This is a genomic window from Kitasatospora sp. NBC_01539 (assembly GCF_045040525.1).
In the GTDB taxonomy this organism is placed as follows: Bacteria; Actinomycetota; Actinomycetes; order Streptomycetales; family Streptomycetaceae; genus Kitasatospora.
Genome location: NZ_CP109390.1, coordinates 1,170,503 through 1,185,807 on the forward strand (window position 1 = coordinate 1,170,503; position 15,305 = coordinate 1,185,807).

Genomic DNA, 15,305 nt, shown 5'->3' on the forward strand with positions numbered 1-15,305 from the left:
GTCCCGAACCGCCGGGGGGCGCATCAAGGCGTCCGGACCGGGGCGGTCGGTGGACCGTCAAGGTGCTCCGCGCTTCGGCTGCCGGCCTCGCCCGGGCCGGTCCTGGGCTCTCGCTGGGCGCCGGGCAGCCACAGGGAGAGGAGCACGGCGACGGCGGAGAAGCCCGCGGACCACCAGAACGCCACGTGGAACGCGTCCACCGGTGTGCTCGTGTGCGAGGCAAGGGCGCTGGTGAGGATCACCGCCAGGACGGCCGTACCGAAGGAGCCGCCGATCTGCTGTGCTGTCCTGGTCAGCACGCTGGAGTGCGGGATCTGGTGCTTCTCCAGGCCCATGTAGCCGGCGACCATGACCGGCATGGTGACGGCCCCGAGGCCGAACCCGCGCAGGACCAGCCACAGGGCGAGCAGCCACTCGTTGGTGTGTGGCCCGGCCAGGGCGAACGGAACGGTCGTGGCCGCGACGACGGCGAAGCCGGACAGGGCGATGACGCGCGGGCCGAAGCGGTCGATGCTGCTTCCGGCGACGATGCGGGACAGGAGGCTGCCGATGCCCTGAGGGACGAGCATGACGCCTGCGGTCAGGGCGGTGGCGCCGCGCACGTCCTGGTAGTAGAGCGGCATCAGGAGCATCGCACCGTAGAGGGAGAAGCCGGAGAAGAAGAGCACCGCGCTGGAGGCGGCGACCTGCCGCCGGGCGAGCAGTCGGACCTCGACGAGAGGGCGGCTCTTGCGTAGCGCGTAGTTGGTGAATGCTGCGAGCAGCGCGACGCCGAGGACCAGGGGGACGATGACCTCAGGGTGTGCGAACCCGGCGGCTGTGCCCGCGTTGGCAAGTCCGAGCAAAACAAGCGAGGTGCCTGGCGCGAGGAGGAGGAGCCCGGCTATGTCGAGCCTCGGCCCAGCGGCCCCGGCGGCCTTACGGTCGGGCGTGTCGATGTGCAGATGACGCCAGGCGAGGAGGATGCCGACGGCGCAGAACGGCACGTTCACCCAGAACATGAATCGCCAGCTCAGATGGGTGAGGATGACGCCGCCGATCACGGGGCCGAGGACCGGGCCGAGCAGTACCGGCAGCGCGACGTAGGTAACGAGCCGCCCAAGCCCCTTGCCGCCCGCGCTCTGGAAGATGAGCGTGGTCATCAGCGGGAGCATGAGGCCGCCACCGAGGCCCTGGACGACGCGCCAGCTGATCAGCGAGCCGACGCTCCAGGCCAGGCTGCATCCGACCGAGCCGGCGAGGAAGACGGCCAGGGAGAAGATCCACAGTCGTCTGCCGCCGAACCGCTGCAGGCCCCACGTGCTGAGGGGCACCGCGATACCGAGCGCCAGCAGGTAGCCGGTGGTCACCCACTGGATCGTGGTGACCGAGGTGTTCAGCTTCACCGAGAGTGTGTCCAGGGCGATGCTGACGATGGTGGTGTCGAAGACGACGGCCATCGCGCCGACGATGAGGATCAGGGCGGTCTTGACCACCCCGGGATCCAGCTTCTGGGCCGCGGGCCTTACCGGTATGGCCTCCATGCCACGACTCCCTCACAAGAGATGGATCCTTCTCTTATGAGCGTAGTGACGCCCGATAAGGAATGCAACCATCTCTTACTTTCGGCCGTCGTTATCCTTGATGCCATGACTGGAGCAGCACAACAGACCCGGCAACGGCGGCGCGGGAAGGAGCTGGAGACGGCGCTGCTGGAGGCCGCGTGGCAGGAGCTCTTCGAGGTCGGCTACGCCAAGCTGACGATGGAGTCCGTCGCGGCCCGCGCCAGGACCGGCGTGGCGGTGCTGTACCGGCGATGGTCCAACAAGAACGACCTCGTGATCGCCGCCATCCGCCACTACGGCGCGACGCGGCCCATCGAGGTTCCCGACACCGGGAGTCTGCGGGACGACGTGATCACGCTGCTCGACAGCGTGGCCGGCGCAAGGGCCGGCTTCCTCGCCCTCGTCGGAGCAGCGTTCGCCGGGCTGCTGGCCGACGCCGGTCTCACCCCCGCACAAGTGCGCGAGCAGCTCATGGCCGACCGCCCGCGCGTGGCGGGCCAGGTGTTCCAACGGGCCCATGAACGTGGCGAGATCGACCTCGACCGGATCCCTCCCGCCGTCCTGGCCATGCCGTTCGACCTGCTGCGTCACGACATGCTGATGACCTTTCAGCCGATTCCGCCCGAACGGCTCACCGCGATCGTGGACGACCTGTTCATGCCTCTGATCGCCCACACCCGCCTGCGGTGAGAACCCGCAACACGATCTCGCCGATCGTTGCTGGCGGGCGTTACCGATATGACGATCCGTCCGTTCGTGATGGCGGGAGAAGCGAACCGTGGATCGTGGACGACGAGCCGTGGGCCCGGATCGAACCGCTGCTGCCGGCCTGACCGGAGAGGTCGCCGGGCCCCCGCCCGGTCGACGGCCCGGCACCGCCCGCAGGGTGTCCTGTACATGCTGTACACCGGCATCACCTGGCAGCAGCTGCCATCGGAGCCGGGCTTCGGCTCGGGGCAGTGGGTGTCACCGCCACGGTCACGGATGGCCGACGCGCCGGCGCCCAGGGTGCGGGTGACGGGCCGCCAGGGCGCGGCATGGCACCCCCTCCGTCCACCGCCGGGGTCACAGCAGGGCGACGGACGAGCGTGGCAGGGGCCGTCCGCGTTCGCGGACGGCCCCCGTGGTGTGTTGTTCGCGGGTCAGCAGCTGGTGGTGGTGTCGCCGCTGTCGGTGGTGCAGGTGTCGTTGCCCAGGCCGCCGTTGGCGCTGTCGCCGCCGGTGTTGTCCTGGACGTTGATGGTGTCGTTGCCGAGGTTGCCGCTCATGGTGTCGGTGCCGGAGGTGTCGACGAGGGTGTCGTTGCCGTTCTGGCCGTCGAGGTCGTCGTTGCCGGGTCCGCCGTAGATGTGGTCGTCACCGTTGTCGAACAGGTACAGCAGCGAGCCCAGCAGGGTTTCGCCGTAGTTGGTGTCGTTGCCGGCCTCGCCGTAGAGGTAGTCGGCGCCGTTGCCGCCGCCCATGACGTCGTCGCCGGCCCCGCCGTAGAGGGTGTCGTTGCCGTTGCCGCCGTCGACGGTGTCGTTGCCGTTCCCGGCGTAGATCAGGTCGTTGCCGTTCCCGGCGTTGATGGTGTCGTTGCCGCCCAGGCCGCAGATCACGTCAGCACCGTTCGTACCGGTCAGGGTGTCGTTGCCGGCCGTGCCGGTGATGGTGCAGCCGTGCCCGTTGCCGACCGTGGTCGACTGCGCGGCGGTGTTGTTGCCCGGCGTGGAGTCGGCCACCGCGGAGCTGGTGGTACCGGTCGCGGTGATCGTGCCGGTGGCCTGCGGTTCGACCACCACGGTGATGGTCGCCGAGGCGGCGCTCGCCAGGGTGCCGAGGGTGCAGGTCACGACCGGGGCGCTGATCGTGCACGAGCCCTGGGAGCTGCTGGCGGACACGACCGCGGCGGCGGTGCCGGACAGGGTCAGCGCGGCAGTGGTGGGCGTCGCCGCGGCCGGGCCGTTGTTGGTGACGCTCTGCGTGTAGGTGACCGTGTCGCCCAGGGCGGCCGGGTCGGCCGAGTCCGTGACCGCGGTCGCCAGGTCGGCGGCGGGGGCCAGGTAGGTGAACTGATCCGCGCTGCCGGTCGTGCTGGTCCCGGCCGGGGTGGTGACCTGGACGTCGACCGTGCCCGCGGCGTGGGCGGGGGTGGTGGCGGTGCAGGACGTCGCCGAGCAGGACACGGACGTCGCCGGGTTGCCGGGCCCGAAGGTGACGGCGGTGGCGCCGGTCAGGTTCGTGCCGGTGACGGTGACGGCGGTGCCGCCGGCGGTCGGGCCGGAGGCGGGGCTGATCGCGGTGACCGTCGGCGCCGGCGTGGCCGGCGTGAGCTGGAGGACGTCGAGGGTGGCGCTGCCGTTGTTGACGACGTAGGCCCGGGTGCCGTCCGGGCTCAGCCCGACACCGTAGGGGCCGCTGCCGGCCGGGGCGTTCTCGGTGACGGTGCCGGTCGCGGTGTCGATCACCGCGAGGGAGCTGCTGGAGTAGCTGCTCACGTAGGCGGTCGCACCGTCGGGGCTGAACGCGGAGACGATCGGGTTGCCCGCGGTGGTGATCGTCGTGGTGACAGCGAGCGTGGCCGGGTCCACCACGGACAGGAAGTTGTCGTTGGAGTGGTTGACGTACACCGCCCCGGTCACGGGGTTGACCGCGACGTCGAACGGCTGGTCGCTCAGCGCCACGCTGGCGCTCACGGTGAGGGTGGCGGTGTCGATGACGCTCAGCGTGTTGTCGCCGTGGTTCGTGGTGTAGGCGCGCGCGCCGTCGGGGCTCAGCGCCACGTCCTGCGGACGCGGACCGACGGTGACCGAGGCGGTGACCGTGTTGGTGACGGTGTCGATGACACGCACCGACCCGTTGGGGTAGGCGGAATCGGCGACGTAGACCCGGGTACCGGCAGGGTTGACCGCCACCCCTACCGGGTCGCTGAATCCGCCGATGGTGGCGACCGCGGTGTTGGTGGCGGTGTCCACGACGCTGACCGTGGCATCGCCGCGGTTGGCGACGTACAGGTGCGCACTGTCGGGGGTGACCGCGATCGCGCCCGGACCACTGCCGACGGTAATGGTGGAGCTGACGGTGTTGGTGGCCGTGTCCAGCACGGTGACCGTGTTACCGAAGGCCATGAAGTCGCCGGCGTTGGCGACGTAGACGTGGGCGCCGTCCGGGGCCACGGCCAGGTTCGTCGGACCTCCCCCGGTCGGCGCGGTGGCGATCACGACGGGTGAGGCCGCCGCCGGCGAGGCCGCCAGCGTGGCCAGACCGGTCGCGGCGAGCGCGAACGCGGCGAGCGCGGCCGTGCGTCGGCGCCACCGGGCACGGGCAGGACGGAGCAGGGTTAACGAAGTCATCAAGGTCCCCCCTTGAGAAGTTCCGCACCCGGCGGCCGGGCACGGCACCGCGCCCGCATGACAAGGGCACGCACGGCGGAGTGAAACGGCTTTGTGGCCAAGGCAGTTCAGGAATCCGGCCGCGCACAGCATCTCGGCACAAGGCAGTCCCCGCCTCACGAACCGATCAACATGGCCGGTTCACACACAGCACCCCAGCGCCCGGCCCGCCCACCGGCCGGCCCCGGCCCCGCCCCACCGCCCAGAAAACGCGACCGCTTCCAACTGACTTCCGATCATCTGTCAGCTTTTCTCGCATGATTCAGATCAAGAGATGCCAGTTTTTGACGAATGGCGCAGACTTCCGACAGGCGCCGCGTGCCCGGACACCAATGACCGCGGTACTTCGCCGAACCGGGCAGCGCAGAGCAGCGCCCCCGCCCGGCCGGAAACCACCACCAGCACTGCAGCGGCGCGGCAACGGAACACGACCAGCCCCAGCCGGACACGGCGCGGCCAGGCCGTGGACACTCGAATGGCACCACTCGCTCCCGCTGCCCCGCCCAGGCCCAGCCGACCCTGGGCCGCGCTCGGCGGCAACACCCGGTTCTCCAGTGACGCCGAACCGTAGATTCGCAGGTGAAGAGGGGCCGCTGGCGCCGGACGCGGGCCGGGGTTTCGGGGTGACCGCGCAGTTCACCTGCCCGGTCCGGCGACCGCGTAGGGGGCACTGCGGCCGCGGTCGCGCCGGAGTCGCCGGGTCCCCCCGGATCCCGGCCGGATCATCATCCATGACCCTCCATTCGAATGAACGGGCCGCACAGAACTGTTGGCCAACTAACGATCACTGCTACCACTTGCCTTGCGCTCGGTACCGAGCCGGAAGAACACCTCACGGTCGTGCGCGAACCGCACGCCCACTGCAAGATCGGATTCCGCCCCTCATGGCAATCGCACTCCGCAGGACGCTCACCGTCGCCGCGCTGGCCCTCACCGCCTCCTTCCTGCCGGCCACCGGGGCGGGAGCCGCGGACACTGCTGCCCGGTCCCTGCGCACACCCGGCCTCTACTGCCTGGCCAACACCTGGGACACCCCGAAGGACTCCGTCAAGCCGTGCGACGCCGCCGACCGCGGCCAGCACTGGACCCTCTCGGGCCAGCAGATCTCCCTCGCCAACGCGCGGGCCTACTGCCTCGCCAACACCTGGGGCGTGCCGGACGTCTCCACGAAGCCGTGCAACCCCGGGGACCAGGGCCAGTACTGGACCGTGACGGGCCAGCAGATCTCCCTCACCTTCGCTCCGGCCTACTGCCTCGCCAACACCTGGGGCAAGCAGGACGTCTCGGTCAAGCCGTGCGACCCGAAGGACCCGGGCCAGCACTGGGTGGTCTTCAACGACCAGATCAGCCTCGCCAGCGCCTGACCCCTGCCCCACCGCCACGCCTCCTGAACGGCCGGCACCACGAGGTCAGTGCCAAAGTCCCCGCCCCGCACGACGCCGGGTTCCCCCGCTCTGCGCCGGCCCGGTAACGGGCGGGCAGGAGGAAGCCCGGAACTCTCCGTCGAGACGGCGAAGGAGCACTACGCGGGGAAGCTCCCGGCGCGGCGGAACCTCCCGTCATCAGCCGTTCTGCTGCCGGATCTGCGGAATGCTGCGGCCGTCGTCCTCACCCGCTGGTGGCAGACGTTGCCGAGTACCCACGTCACCGGGAAGCCGCGCAGGTTGGCCGGGCCACCGGCGGAACCCCTACGTCCTGAAGCCCAGCCTTCGTGCGGAGCGATGCTCTGGGCACATCCCCTGGCACCAGGTCACGACGGCGGAGAGGCTGTCGCGCTTTCCCCGGCCGGCCGGCGCCCTCGCCCAGGACGCCGGTGACGGTGACGGTGACGGTGAGTGACTCGGCGGCGTTGACGAAGCCGGTCGCGGTGAGGGCGGCGCGGACGCTTTCGCGTACCTGACGGGCGGTGTCCAGGATTCGGCGGTCGCGGTGGACGATGCAGCGCACCTCGACGTGCCAGCCCGTGCCGGTGGGCGGGCGGTGGACCCGGACCGCGGCGGGGGGACGGCTCGCCGCGTGCAGCGATGCGGCGGCGGCGGTCAGCCGGTCGGCGAGGGTGGGCTGGAGGGCTGCGACCTGGGGGTGCGCGAGGGCGGCCTGTGCGGCGGCTGCCTGGATCTCGTGTACCGCTGCCGACGTCATCGGGGCGCTCCGGGCTGGATGGGTGCCTGGGTGGATGCGGTGGCAGGGGGAGGGAGGAGGTCGGCGATGTGGATGTCGACCCGCAGCACCCGCAGGCCCAGGTGGTGTTCGGCGGCCTGCAGGACTCGTTCGCGGACCCGGGCGGCGAGGGGGTGCAGGGGCCGGTGGGGTTCCGCGGCCAGGGTCATGCTCACGTGGATCGCGGTACCGTCGCCGACCGGGGTCAGCCGGCAGCTGGCCGCCGTTGCCCCGGGCACGTGGTCTGCGGCCTGGCGCAGGAGTTTGGCCACGGTGTTCTCGGCCACCCGCAGGTCCAGGGCGGGGTCGTCCAGGGGCAGGATCCGGCCGAGGTGCATCTCGGCGCGGACGGCTCGCATGACGGTTCCTGCCAGGTGGTGGCCGCCGGCCTGCTGGGTCCGCAGGGCGGCTGTCGCCTGTTCGAGGGTGGCCAGGCTCTGCAGGGCCTGGCGGCAGTAGGGGCACCGGGCGGTGTGCGGATCGGGTGGGCCTGCGGTGTGGGCGTTCTGCCAGACCTGGGCGAGGGGGCGCCCGCAGGCGAGGTACTGCTCGCGGTCCGCATCGAGGTGCCCGGCAGTGGGCGGGCCTATCGCCATGGGGACATCTCCTGCGCGAGGGTTCGCCGGGCGCGGTAGAGCCTTCCGCGTACGGCCTGTTCGCTGATACCGGTGACCTGCGCTATCTCGTCGTAGTGCAGGCCGTGGAGTTCACGCAGCACCCAGCAGGCGCGCTGGCCAGGGTCGAGACGGGCCAGCGCGCGGGCGAGCGCATCGGTTGCCGCGTGGCTCTCGGCGGCCCGTTCGGGCTGGCCTGCGCCGCTGGTCTGGGCAGGTTCGGGGCCGACGTCGAAGGGCGTGGCGGGCAGGGGTCGGCTGCGCAGGACGCTGAGGCAGCGGTTGGTGACGATGCGGTACATCCAGGTGCGGAACGCGGCGTCGCCGCGGAACTGCGGCAGGCGGCGCCAGGCGCTGAGGAAGGCGTCCTGGACGGTGTCCTCGGCGTCGTGCCGGTTGCCCAGGAGGTGCTGGGCGAGTGCGAGGAGGCCGCTGATGTGGCGGTCGACGAGGGTGGCGAAGGCGTCGTCGTCACCTTCACCGGCACGGATCGCCAGCAGCCGGTCCTCCTGCTCGGCGGTGCTCTCCACCCGCCAGGACACGCGCGGTGCTGCCGCCGGTGGCCGTGGGGGCGGGCTGCGGGATCCGCCCCGTGCCGAACCCCCGGAGGACGGGGGCGGGGGGCGGGGGGACTCGGCTGCGGTCATGGCGGGCGCCTTGCCGCTGGCAGCGTGCGCACAGGCCCATCATCCCGCGCTGCGATCCGGCCTGCATCATGCGGGATTCGGGTGTGAGGTTTTGCCCCGGTGCCCGTCCAATCTTGTGACGGGCACCGCAACGGCGCCCGCCCGGTCCGATCGAGGAGCTCGCCATGACGGACAGCACCACCTCCGGCGACACCAGCAGCACGCGTGCCGCGCAGAGCCTCAGCCGTCCGCCGGACGACGGGTCGGACAGCGCGCCCACGGGGCGAGGCAGGACCACCATCGCCGACGGCGTGGTGGAGAAGATCGCGGGCATAGCGGCCCGGGAGGTTCCCGGCGTCCACGCCCTGGGTGCGGGGATGTCGCGGACGATCGGCGCGGTCCGCGACCGGGTACCGGGCGGGCGGCCGAGCGCCGGGCGCGGGGTCAAGGTCGAGGTCGGTGAGCGCCAGGCCGCCGTGGACCTGGACATCGTCGTCGAGTACGGCGTCCCGATCACCGAGGTCGCCGGGGACATCCGCGAGAGCGTCATCTCCGCGGTGGAACGCATGACAGGCCTGGACGTCGTCGAGGTCAACATCGCCGTCGACGACGTCCACCTGCCCGACGAGGACGAGGACGAGGACGGCGGCGGTGGGAGCCGGGTCGCCTGACCCGGCACCGCCGGGTCGCGTCACGGGAACCGAGCAAGGGACAGGTGAGTGGGATGAGCACAGCCGCAGTCGGTCTGCTGGCAGGCATGGCCCTGGGTTTCGCCGGCTACTTCGGCGGCTTCTGGGCCTTCCTGCTGGTCCTGGTCCTCGGGGTGGTCGGCCTGATCGTCGGCCGGCTCCTGGAGGGCGACCTGAGCGTGGACAGCCTGCTGCACCCCCGTAGCGGGGAGCGCCGCAGGTGAACACCTCACCCGTCGCGTCGCGGGAGCGCGGCGCGACCACCGTCCCCGAGCGCGTCGTCACCCGCATCGCCACCCGCGCCGGCCGGCAGATCCTCGTGGAGCGGACCGGAGCGAAGACCCCGCCCCGGGTCTCGGCCACCGTGCACACGGGCACGGCCCGTCTGCGGCTGACCCTCTCCCTGCCCTACCCGCTCGACCTCGCCTCCGCCTGCCGCGACATCCAGCACCAGGTCGCGGAGCGGGTCGGCGTCCTCACCGGACTGCGCGTCACGGAAGTGACCCTCGACATCCAGCACCTGGACGCCGGCGAGGACCGCGGACGCGTCCACTGAACAGCAGAGGGCCCCTCCACCCCTCGCCCGACCGCCCACCTGCGAGGTGAAGGCTCAATGACCCAGCACCACCGGCAGCAGTTGCCGGCCGCCGGAACCCTCACCGACGACGACGCCGGCAAAGCAGTCAGCGCGCGCCGGACCGTGTCACGGTGGTGGTCCCAGCGCCGGATCCCCGCCGCCCTCGTCGCCCTCGTCCTGGCGGCGGCCTGCGGCGCACTGCTCTTCGACACGGTCCGGGTGCGGACCGGACACACCGCGGCGGCCTGGCGCACATCCCTCACCCGCGAACTCGCCACCCGTCCCCTGAACGACCCGTGGGTCCTCGCCGGCGCCGCCCTCGCCGCAGTGACCGGACTGTGCCTGATCATCATCGCGCTCACCCCCGGCCGCCGGCACCTGCTGCCCCTGGCAGGGCAGGCCGCCCACCCCGACGTCGAGGCCATGCTGGAGCGCGACGGCGCAGCCGTCCTGCTGCGGGACGCCGCCCTGCAGACGCCCGGGGTCTCCGAGGCCCGGATCCGCGTACGCCGACGGCACGTCACGGCACGGGCGCAGGCCGGCTTCCGTGACCCGGCGACCGTCGAGAGCGAGCTGACGGACACCCTGAACCAGCAGATCACCGCCCTCGGCCTCGCCACCAGCCCCCGGCTCACCGTGCAGGTCCGCCCGCGAGCGGCCTGACCCGGCCCCCGCCGAACACCCTGCGCACCCCGACAGGAGGCGACGACGATGAAGACCCACTCCGCAGTCAACCGGGTCCTGCTGGCTTTGACCGGCCTGGTCCTGCTGGGCGCCGGTCTGCTGGTCCTCACCGGGGGCCTGGACCTCTACCGGCGTCTGGACCTCACGCCCCCCGACGGATGGCCCTACACCACACCGGGCAGCGTCCTGCTCACCGACGCTCAGCGCACCCGCTGGACGGGCGAAGGCTGGTGGTGGCCCACCGTCATCGCCGCCCTGGCCGTCCTGTTCCTGCTGGCCCTGTGGTGGCTCCTCGCGCAGCTGCGTCAACGCCGTCCCGGCCGCCTGCCGGTGGGCACGCCGCCCGTGGCCGGCGTCAGGCTGCACGGCCACGCCCTGGCCCAGGCCCTGGCCGAGGACTGCGCCCGCCTCCCCGGGGTGAAGAGCGCCGGAGCCCGCCTCGCCGGGCCGGCCGGCAACCCCCGGGCACACATCACCCTCACCCTCGATCCGCACACCTCCCCGCACGCCGTGACCGCCGCCCTCGCCGACGGGCCCCTGCACCGCGCCCGCCGCTCCACCGGCCGCCAGGACCTCACCACCCGGGCCGTCCTGCGTGTCGCCTCCCACCGGCCGCACCGTGCCGACTGACCCGTCATCGGACTCACCCGGCCACCCACCGGCAGACCTGACACGACACCGGGCTCCGGGAGCCATCACTTCCCACCAGCAGAGACAGAACACCACTGGAGAGACCCGTGAAGAACTCGACCACCAAGTCCCACACCTCGATGGAAGACGGCGAGGCCAGCCGTTTCACCGGCGAGGACCAGGAAAGCACACCCACGACACCGGACCCCAGGGCCCCTCCCGGCGGCCCAGCGGCCGCCCACGTGAACGGCCGGGCAGACCCGCCATCCGGACAACCCAGCCACGAGAGCCCGCACCGGCCCAACACCCCGGCCCGCTCCCGACAGGGAGCGAGCACACCATCCGGGGGGATATCGAACGGAGGCACCAATGATCATCCTCGGAGTCATCCTCCTCGTCATCGGTTTCGTCACCAGCATCAGCATCCTGTGGACCATCGGCATCGTCCTGGTCGTCATCGGCCTGATCCTGTGGATCATGGGCGCGGTCGGACACGAGGTCGGCGGCCGTCGCCACTACTACTGAACGCTCCAGACCAGGTACACGCCCCACGCCCCGGAAACTCAACAGCCACACCGGGCGCTCGCCACCGCTGCCCTGCCCGCGACCACTCCAGCTCCTGAAGAGGACCGAGCCGGGCACCCGCCCGATGCGTCCACGAGAGAACCCCGCCGTTTCGGCCTGCCGATGGCCGCCTGGCCGTCCGCCGACCCACGCGCCGGGGTTCTCGTCGCCCAGCGGACGGAAAGCGTGGGCTGGGGGGTCCGAGCGTGATCACCGCCCCCAACGTGAGGCGACGGCAGTCGGAAAAGTGGCCGGGCGTGGCGGAAAGCGGCGCCGGGGCGCGGTGCCCGACGATTCCTGCATGAGTGCAACCGAGCATCCAACCGGCCCCGACTCCCACTATCTGACTGCCACGGCCCAGGCTTACGGCTGGTCGGTGAGATGGCGTGCGGACAACACCCTCGTCATGGCGCACGGCGCGAGGAATGCCGAGGCGTCGTTCACGCCCGAAGGCGGATTCCTTTGCGCCCGGATCTCGGCGCCCGGCGGCAAGGAGGCAGACCCTTCCTTCAGGGCGCTGTTGGGCCATCTGGAGCACCACGGCCGGGGCTTGGATGCGCCGTCGGCCGATACCCCCGACTGACCAGCAGGCCGCCCGACAGCGGACCAAGAGGGGCGAATCCGCACATAGCGGGTCGTGCTGCGGTCCCCGCCCACGCGGACGTCGACGGCGGGAAGCGGCTCCAGCAGCCAGTGGACCAGAACCAGCGGACCCGCGGTGGCCGGCCGCACGCAGCCTCCGACCGCCTCGGCCACCTGCCGGGCCTCGGCGGCCGTCAGCCTCGGCGAGGTGACCGTTCGCCGTCCACCCGCCAACTCGACCAGTACCGACTCGGGACGTCTCAGCGGCCCGACGACGGCCAGCAGTGCGGCGGTACACACCTCCCCATAGGACGGGGTGGGGGCGTGCGCGGCCCGGATTCCGCGCGTGTCGGCGGGAACGAGGGCCCGGACGTGGCGGGCAGCACGGCCGGCAGGCGTGTCGGGTGGGATCACGGGCCCTTGACGCGGTTGCGGCGCGCGATGTCGGCGTTGAGCACGGTGGCGAACGCGCACCACGCGGCGTAGGGCAGCAGGGCTGCGGCTGCCGTGCGGTCGGCACGGGCCGTGCGCCGGATCAGGTCGGCGTTGCTGACGTCGAGCAGGACGGTTCCTGCCAGGCCGGCGGCGGGACTGCGGCGGCGGAAGAACAGCCAGTTCCAGGCGGTGTTCGCCGTGAGGTTGAGGCCGAGGCTGGTGGCCAGGGCGTGGCGCTGCCTGCCCTGCGTCTTCAGCAGCGCGCGGCCACCCGCCCAGGCGATGGACGCGTACAGCGGAGTCCAGACCGCTCCGAACGCCCAGGAGGGCGGCTGCCACGCCGGTTTCTCCAGCGACCGGTACCAGGCGCTGTCGGCATCCACCGCTCGACCGCCGGCGACCGCAGTGGCCAGCACCGCCGTGGTGGTCGCAGTGTAGACCTGCCACCGGCCCCGGGTTCCTTCACTGATGCTCATGTGCGTGCGCCTTCCCCCGGGCCGCTGCTTCATCGCCGCCGGCTCCCGGAAGCTCGTCAGTGACGGTGGAACAGGCGGCGGAGGGTGGTGCGGAGCTGGTGGGCGGCGGTGAACCAGGGCTGTCATCGTCCGTGGCGGGAGGCCTCGGTGCTGCGGTCGGGCGGGTGACCGGGCAGGTCGGCCGGGCCGTCGGCCCGGTGCTCGGCCACCGGTCAGAGGTTCTTCTCGTAGTTGGCGAGGGCCAGGCCGAGGCCGAAGAAGGTGGGCGCCCATTCACCGACGTAGATGCCCCAGCGGTCGGCGCGCTCCAGGCCCTGGCCCTTCTCGGCCTTCAGCGAGGTGGCCCAGGTCAGGACGGACAGGCCGATCGAGGCGAATGCGGCGGCGTAGGCGTGCTCACTGCGGATGCCGGAGTCGTGGAGCTTCTTGACGATCATCAGGTTCTCCTTGGGGAGGCGCGCGGTGTGGCCGAGGTCGGGGCTGCCGGCGACCGGGCCCTTCGCCCTGGCCGCGGCCACGGTGTCGAGCCTGCAACACCCCGGCCCGACCTGCACTCCGGCGAGGAACCCGAGTGATGGAGGTTCCCGGCTGCCGCTCCGGAAGGTCGACCCCCGTCGATCCCAAAGTGTCGGGACAGCCGTTGGAGCAGCAGCCCACAGCGCCACTGGAGCGAGACTGCTCGCGCCGTGAACGTCGCCGCGCGGCCGTCAACCACCACCCCATCCACCGCAACCGACGCCAGGGGCGAGAAGATCGGCCCGAGCACGCCGGTGGTGCCCGAACAGCCTTTGTTCCAGGCGATTATGACGCACCGTCACCAATTCACGACAAGTGGATCAGGACCACTCCTACCGGCCCTCGACAAGACGGGCAGACCGACCACGGAGGTTGCGGGGAACCGGGAATCGATGAAAAAGCCTGGCGTCCTGGGTCTCCCGGGCGCGGAAGGACCGGAGGCGACGGGACTTCGGGCGAGTCCGAGCGCGAGGAACCGGCCCTGGCTGCGGGGCAGACCACGTGGGGAAGCGCCTGCGTGCGGTCGTCCCGTGCCCTGCCCGGTCAGTCCGGTGAGGCAACGACCCTGACCTCGGCGTGGACCACACCCGGTACCGCACGGACGATCCGTTCCAGCAGCGGCAGCGTCGAGGGGTCGGGAACGGAGCCGGTCAGGGTGATCCGGCCTTCCTCGGCCCGGACGTCGAGGGCCGCGGCCACGGCGGGTTTCAGGACGGCCAGGAGTTCGAACCTCACGTCGTCGGCGAGGTCCTCGTCGGTGCGCAGATGGACCTTGAGCAGGTCGCTGCGGCTGACGATTCCGGTCAGGCACCCGTCGGCGTCGACCACCGGGAGGCGCTTGAAGTGGCCGCGGGCCATGGCCCTGGCGGCTTCGCCGGTCGGACTGTCGGGATGGACGGTCACGGCGGGCACGGACATCAGGACACCGGCGGTCAGCCCCTCCGTCCGGCCCCCCTCGCGGTCCTCGGCCTCGAGCAGGTCCGCCTCGGACACCACGCCGATCACCCGGGCGTCGCCGGCCAGCACCGGGAGGGCGCTGACCTTCCAGCGCTGGAGGGTACCGAGGACCTCCTGGAAGGTCGCGTCGCGGCCGACTGCGACGGCCTCATGGGTCATCACGTGGCCGACGGTGTTCCACTGACTGGTCATGACATGCTCCGGAGGGGTCGGATCGGTGGGCTCCCGGCCGCCTGGCCGTGCTCGCGGAGTGCGCTCCACGAGATCGGGCCGAGCAGGTCGAACAGGCGCTCCAGGACGTCGAGCAGGAGGTCGTCGACGGCGAGCAGGCCGACAAGGCGGTGCCCGTCGAGCACGGGCAGACGCCGGACACCGGTGCGGCGGAAGACCCGGTAGGCCGTTTCGAGGTCCTCGGCGGCACCGACCGTCACGGCGGGCACGGACATCAGCTCCGACACCGGGACGTCCGGCGCGGCCCCCTCCGCCAGGGCTCGCAGCACGAGATCGCGGTCGGTGACGACGCCGTGCAGGGTCTGCCCGTCGGCGACGAGGAGGCAGCCGACCGCCTCGGCGGCCATCCGGCCCGCCGCCTGCCGTGCGGTCGCCTCCGGCGGCACCGTGACCGGCGGGGCGATCATCAGGTCGGCGACCTTCATCGCTCGGCTTCCAGGGCGATCGTGGTCTCGGGCGGAAGCCCGAAGGCGCTGTGGACCGTCGTACGGCCGCACCTGGTGGGCACGGGATTCCGCTGGTACGGGATGGTCTCGGGCTGCATGATCGTCCTCCGGCCGCCGACTGCCTCGGTACGACAAGCACACCCGACCTCGCGCCGTTGCCGACAGTGCCGGGCGTACCCCCTCGATGGGCCTGTCGGCCC

General features: G+C 71.7%; 18 protein-coding genes. 9 read left to right on the forward strand and 9 right to left on the reverse strand.

Features of this window, described 5'->3' with window-relative positions:
- Positions 1-23: 23 nt before the first annotated feature.
- Positions 24-1,523: an MDR family MFS transporter gene (locus OG335_RS04975; protein ID WP_405009757.1), complete on the reverse strand. Its 1,500-nt coding sequence runs from the start codon at positions 1,521-1,523 to the stop codon at positions 24-26.
- A gap of 105 nt (positions 1,524-1,628) precedes the next feature.
- On the opposite strand from OG335_RS04975, the gene OG335_RS04980 reads away from it, so the two are divergent.
- Entirely contained in the window at positions 1,629-2,234 is a 606-nt protein-coding gene (locus OG335_RS04980; protein ID WP_405009758.1) for a TetR/AcrR family transcriptional regulator, read from the forward strand.
- A 452-nt stretch (positions 2,235-2,686) separates the two neighbouring features.
- Here the strand turns inward: OG335_RS04980 and OG335_RS04985 are convergent, their stop codons facing one another.
- The gene (locus OG335_RS04985) at positions 2,687-4,879 is read right to left on the reverse strand and encodes an IPT/TIG domain-containing protein (protein WP_405009759.1); all 2,193 of its coding nucleotides are present in this window, start codon (positions 4,877-4,879) and stop codon (positions 2,687-2,689) included.
- Between the two features lie 923 nt (positions 4,880-5,802).
- Here OG335_RS04985 and OG335_RS04990 point away from each other — a divergent pair.
- Positions 5,803-6,282 carry a ricin-type beta-trefoil lectin domain protein gene (locus OG335_RS04990; protein WP_405009760.1) on the forward strand — a complete coding sequence of 160 codons (480 nt, stop codon included), beginning with the start codon at positions 5,803-5,805 and terminating at the stop codon, positions 6,280-6,282.
- Positions 6,283-6,562: 280 nt separating this feature from the next.
- On the opposite strand, the gene OG335_RS04995 is transcribed toward OG335_RS04990, so the two are convergent.
- Genes OG335_RS04995 through OG335_RS05005 form a run of 3 tightly spaced genes read right to left on the reverse strand, consistent with a single transcriptional unit; the run spans position 6,563 to position 8,222 of the window.
- Complete coding sequence (locus OG335_RS04995; RefSeq protein ID WP_405009761.1) at positions 6,563-7,060, reverse strand: hypothetical protein; 498 nt, start codon at positions 7,058-7,060, stop codon at positions 6,563-6,565.
- Complete coding sequence (locus OG335_RS05000; protein ID WP_405009762.1) at positions 7,057-7,674, reverse strand: hypothetical protein; 618 nt, start codon at positions 7,672-7,674, stop codon at positions 7,057-7,059. Before OG335_RS05000 ends, OG335_RS04995 begins: the two co-directional genes overlap by 4 nt.
- Positions 7,665-8,222 (reverse strand): RNA polymerase sigma factor, encoded by a 558-nt coding sequence (locus OG335_RS05005; protein WP_405009763.1) that lies wholly within the window; start codon positions 8,220-8,222, stop codon positions 7,665-7,667. The genes OG335_RS05000 and OG335_RS05005 overlap by 10 nt, the downstream gene beginning before the upstream one ends.
- Before the next feature lie 281 nt (positions 8,223-8,503).
- On the opposite strand from OG335_RS05005, the gene OG335_RS05010 reads away from it, so the two are divergent.
- The 7 genes from OG335_RS05010 to OG335_RS05040 all read left to right on the forward strand — a co-directional run bounded on the left by OG335_RS05010 (position 8,504) and on the right by OG335_RS05040 (position 12,045).
- Positions 8,504-8,989 carry an Asp23/Gls24 family envelope stress response protein gene (locus OG335_RS05010; RefSeq protein WP_405009764.1) on the forward strand — a complete coding sequence of 162 codons (486 nt, stop codon included), beginning with the start codon at positions 8,504-8,506 and terminating at the stop codon, positions 8,987-8,989.
- 53 nt (positions 8,990-9,042) lie between these two features.
- Complete coding sequence (locus OG335_RS05015) at positions 9,043-9,231, forward strand: hypothetical protein (RefSeq protein WP_405009765.1); 189 nt, start codon at positions 9,043-9,045, stop codon at positions 9,229-9,231.
- Entirely contained in the window at positions 9,228-9,563 is a 336-nt protein-coding gene (locus OG335_RS05020) for a hypothetical protein (protein ID WP_405009766.1), read from the forward strand. Before OG335_RS05015 ends, OG335_RS05020 begins: the two co-directional genes overlap by 4 nt.
- A gap of 57 nt (positions 9,564-9,620) precedes the next feature.
- Entirely contained in the window at positions 9,621-10,247 is a 627-nt protein-coding gene (locus OG335_RS05025) for a DUF6286 domain-containing protein (RefSeq protein ID WP_405009767.1), read from the forward strand.
- Between the two features lie 48 nt (positions 10,248-10,295).
- Complete coding sequence (amaP, locus tag OG335_RS05030; RefSeq protein ID WP_405009768.1) at positions 10,296-10,898, forward strand: alkaline shock response membrane anchor protein AmaP; 603 nt, start codon at positions 10,296-10,298, stop codon at positions 10,896-10,898.
- Between the two features lie 369 nt (positions 10,899-11,267).
- The gene (locus OG335_RS05035; protein ID WP_405009769.1) at positions 11,268-11,423 is read left to right on the forward strand and encodes a DUF6131 family protein; all 156 of its coding nucleotides are present in this window, start codon (positions 11,268-11,270) and stop codon (positions 11,421-11,423) included.
- A 340-nt stretch (positions 11,424-11,763) separates the two neighbouring features.
- Positions 11,764-12,045 carry a hypothetical protein gene (locus OG335_RS05040; protein WP_405009770.1) on the forward strand — a complete coding sequence of 94 codons (282 nt, stop codon included), beginning with the start codon at positions 11,764-11,766 and terminating at the stop codon, positions 12,043-12,045.
- 409 nt (positions 12,046-12,454) lie between these two features.
- Here OG335_RS05040 and OG335_RS05045 read toward each other — a convergent pair whose 3' ends face one another.
- From OG335_RS05045 to OG335_RS05060, 4 genes are all read right to left on the reverse strand, one after another.
- Positions 12,455-12,955, reverse strand: coding sequence for a TspO/MBR family protein (locus OG335_RS05045; protein ID WP_405009771.1), 501 nt, complete (start codon positions 12,953-12,955; stop codon positions 12,455-12,457).
- A 212-nt stretch (positions 12,956-13,167) separates the two neighbouring features.
- On the reverse strand, positions 13,168-13,473 hold the full coding sequence (locus OG335_RS05050) for a hypothetical protein (RefSeq protein ID WP_405009772.1): 306 nt from the start codon (positions 13,471-13,473) through the stop codon (positions 13,168-13,170).
- Positions 13,474-14,014: 541 nt separating this feature from the next.
- Positions 14,015-14,620 carry a CBS domain-containing protein gene (locus tag OG335_RS05055; protein WP_405009773.1) on the reverse strand — a complete coding sequence of 202 codons (606 nt, stop codon included), beginning with the start codon at positions 14,618-14,620 and terminating at the stop codon, positions 14,015-14,017.
- Positions 14,617-15,084: a CBS domain-containing protein gene (locus OG335_RS05060; protein ID WP_405009774.1), complete on the reverse strand. Its 468-nt coding sequence runs from the start codon at positions 15,082-15,084 to the stop codon at positions 14,617-14,619. The genes OG335_RS05055 and OG335_RS05060 overlap by 4 nt, the downstream gene beginning before the upstream one ends.
- Between the last annotated feature and the right edge of the window lie 221 nt (positions 15,085-15,305).

Coding starts and splice junctions, on each gene's coding strand:
- OG335_RS04975 (WP_405009757.1), bottom strand. CDS start 1,523: ATGGAGGCCATACCGGTAAGGCCCGCGGCCCAGAAGCTGGATCCCGGG.
- OG335_RS04980 (WP_405009758.1), top strand. CDS start 1,629: ATGACTGGAGCAGCACAACAGACCCGGCAACGGCGGCGCGGGAAGGAG.
- OG335_RS04985 (WP_405009759.1), bottom strand. CDS start 4,879: ATGACTTCGTTAACCCTGCTCCGTCCTGCCCGTGCCCGGTGGCGCCGA.
- OG335_RS04990 (WP_405009760.1), top strand. CDS start 5,803: ATGGCAATCGCACTCCGCAGGACGCTCACCGTCGCCGCGCTGGCCCTC.
- OG335_RS04995 (WP_405009761.1), bottom strand. CDS start 7,060: ATGACGTCGGCAGCGGTACACGAGATCCAGGCAGCCGCCGCACAGGCC.
- OG335_RS05000 (WP_405009762.1), bottom strand. CDS start 7,674: ATGGCGATAGGCCCGCCCACTGCCGGGCACCTCGATGCGGACCGCGAG.
- OG335_RS05010 (WP_405009764.1), top strand. CDS start 8,504: ATGACGGACAGCACCACCTCCGGCGACACCAGCAGCACGCGTGCCGCG.
- OG335_RS05015 (WP_405009765.1), top strand. CDS start 9,043: ATGAGCACAGCCGCAGTCGGTCTGCTGGCAGGCATGGCCCTGGGTTTC.
- OG335_RS05025 (WP_405009767.1), top strand. CDS start 9,621: ATGACCCAGCACCACCGGCAGCAGTTGCCGGCCGCCGGAACCCTCACC.
- amaP (WP_405009768.1), top strand. CDS start 10,296: ATGAAGACCCACTCCGCAGTCAACCGGGTCCTGCTGGCTTTGACCGGC.
- OG335_RS05035 (WP_405009769.1), top strand. CDS start 11,268: ATGATCATCCTCGGAGTCATCCTCCTCGTCATCGGTTTCGTCACCAGC.
- OG335_RS05040 (WP_405009770.1), top strand. CDS start 11,764: ATGAGTGCAACCGAGCATCCAACCGGCCCCGACTCCCACTATCTGACT.
- OG335_RS05045 (WP_405009771.1), bottom strand. CDS start 12,955: ATGAGCATCAGTGAAGGAACCCGGGGCCGGTGGCAGGTCTACACTGCG.
- OG335_RS05055 (WP_405009773.1), bottom strand. CDS start 14,620: ATGACCAGTCAGTGGAACACCGTCGGCCACGTGATGACCCATGAGGCC.
- OG335_RS05060 (WP_405009774.1), bottom strand. CDS start 15,084: ATGAAGGTCGCCGACCTGATGATCGCCCCGCCGGTCACGGTGCCGCCG.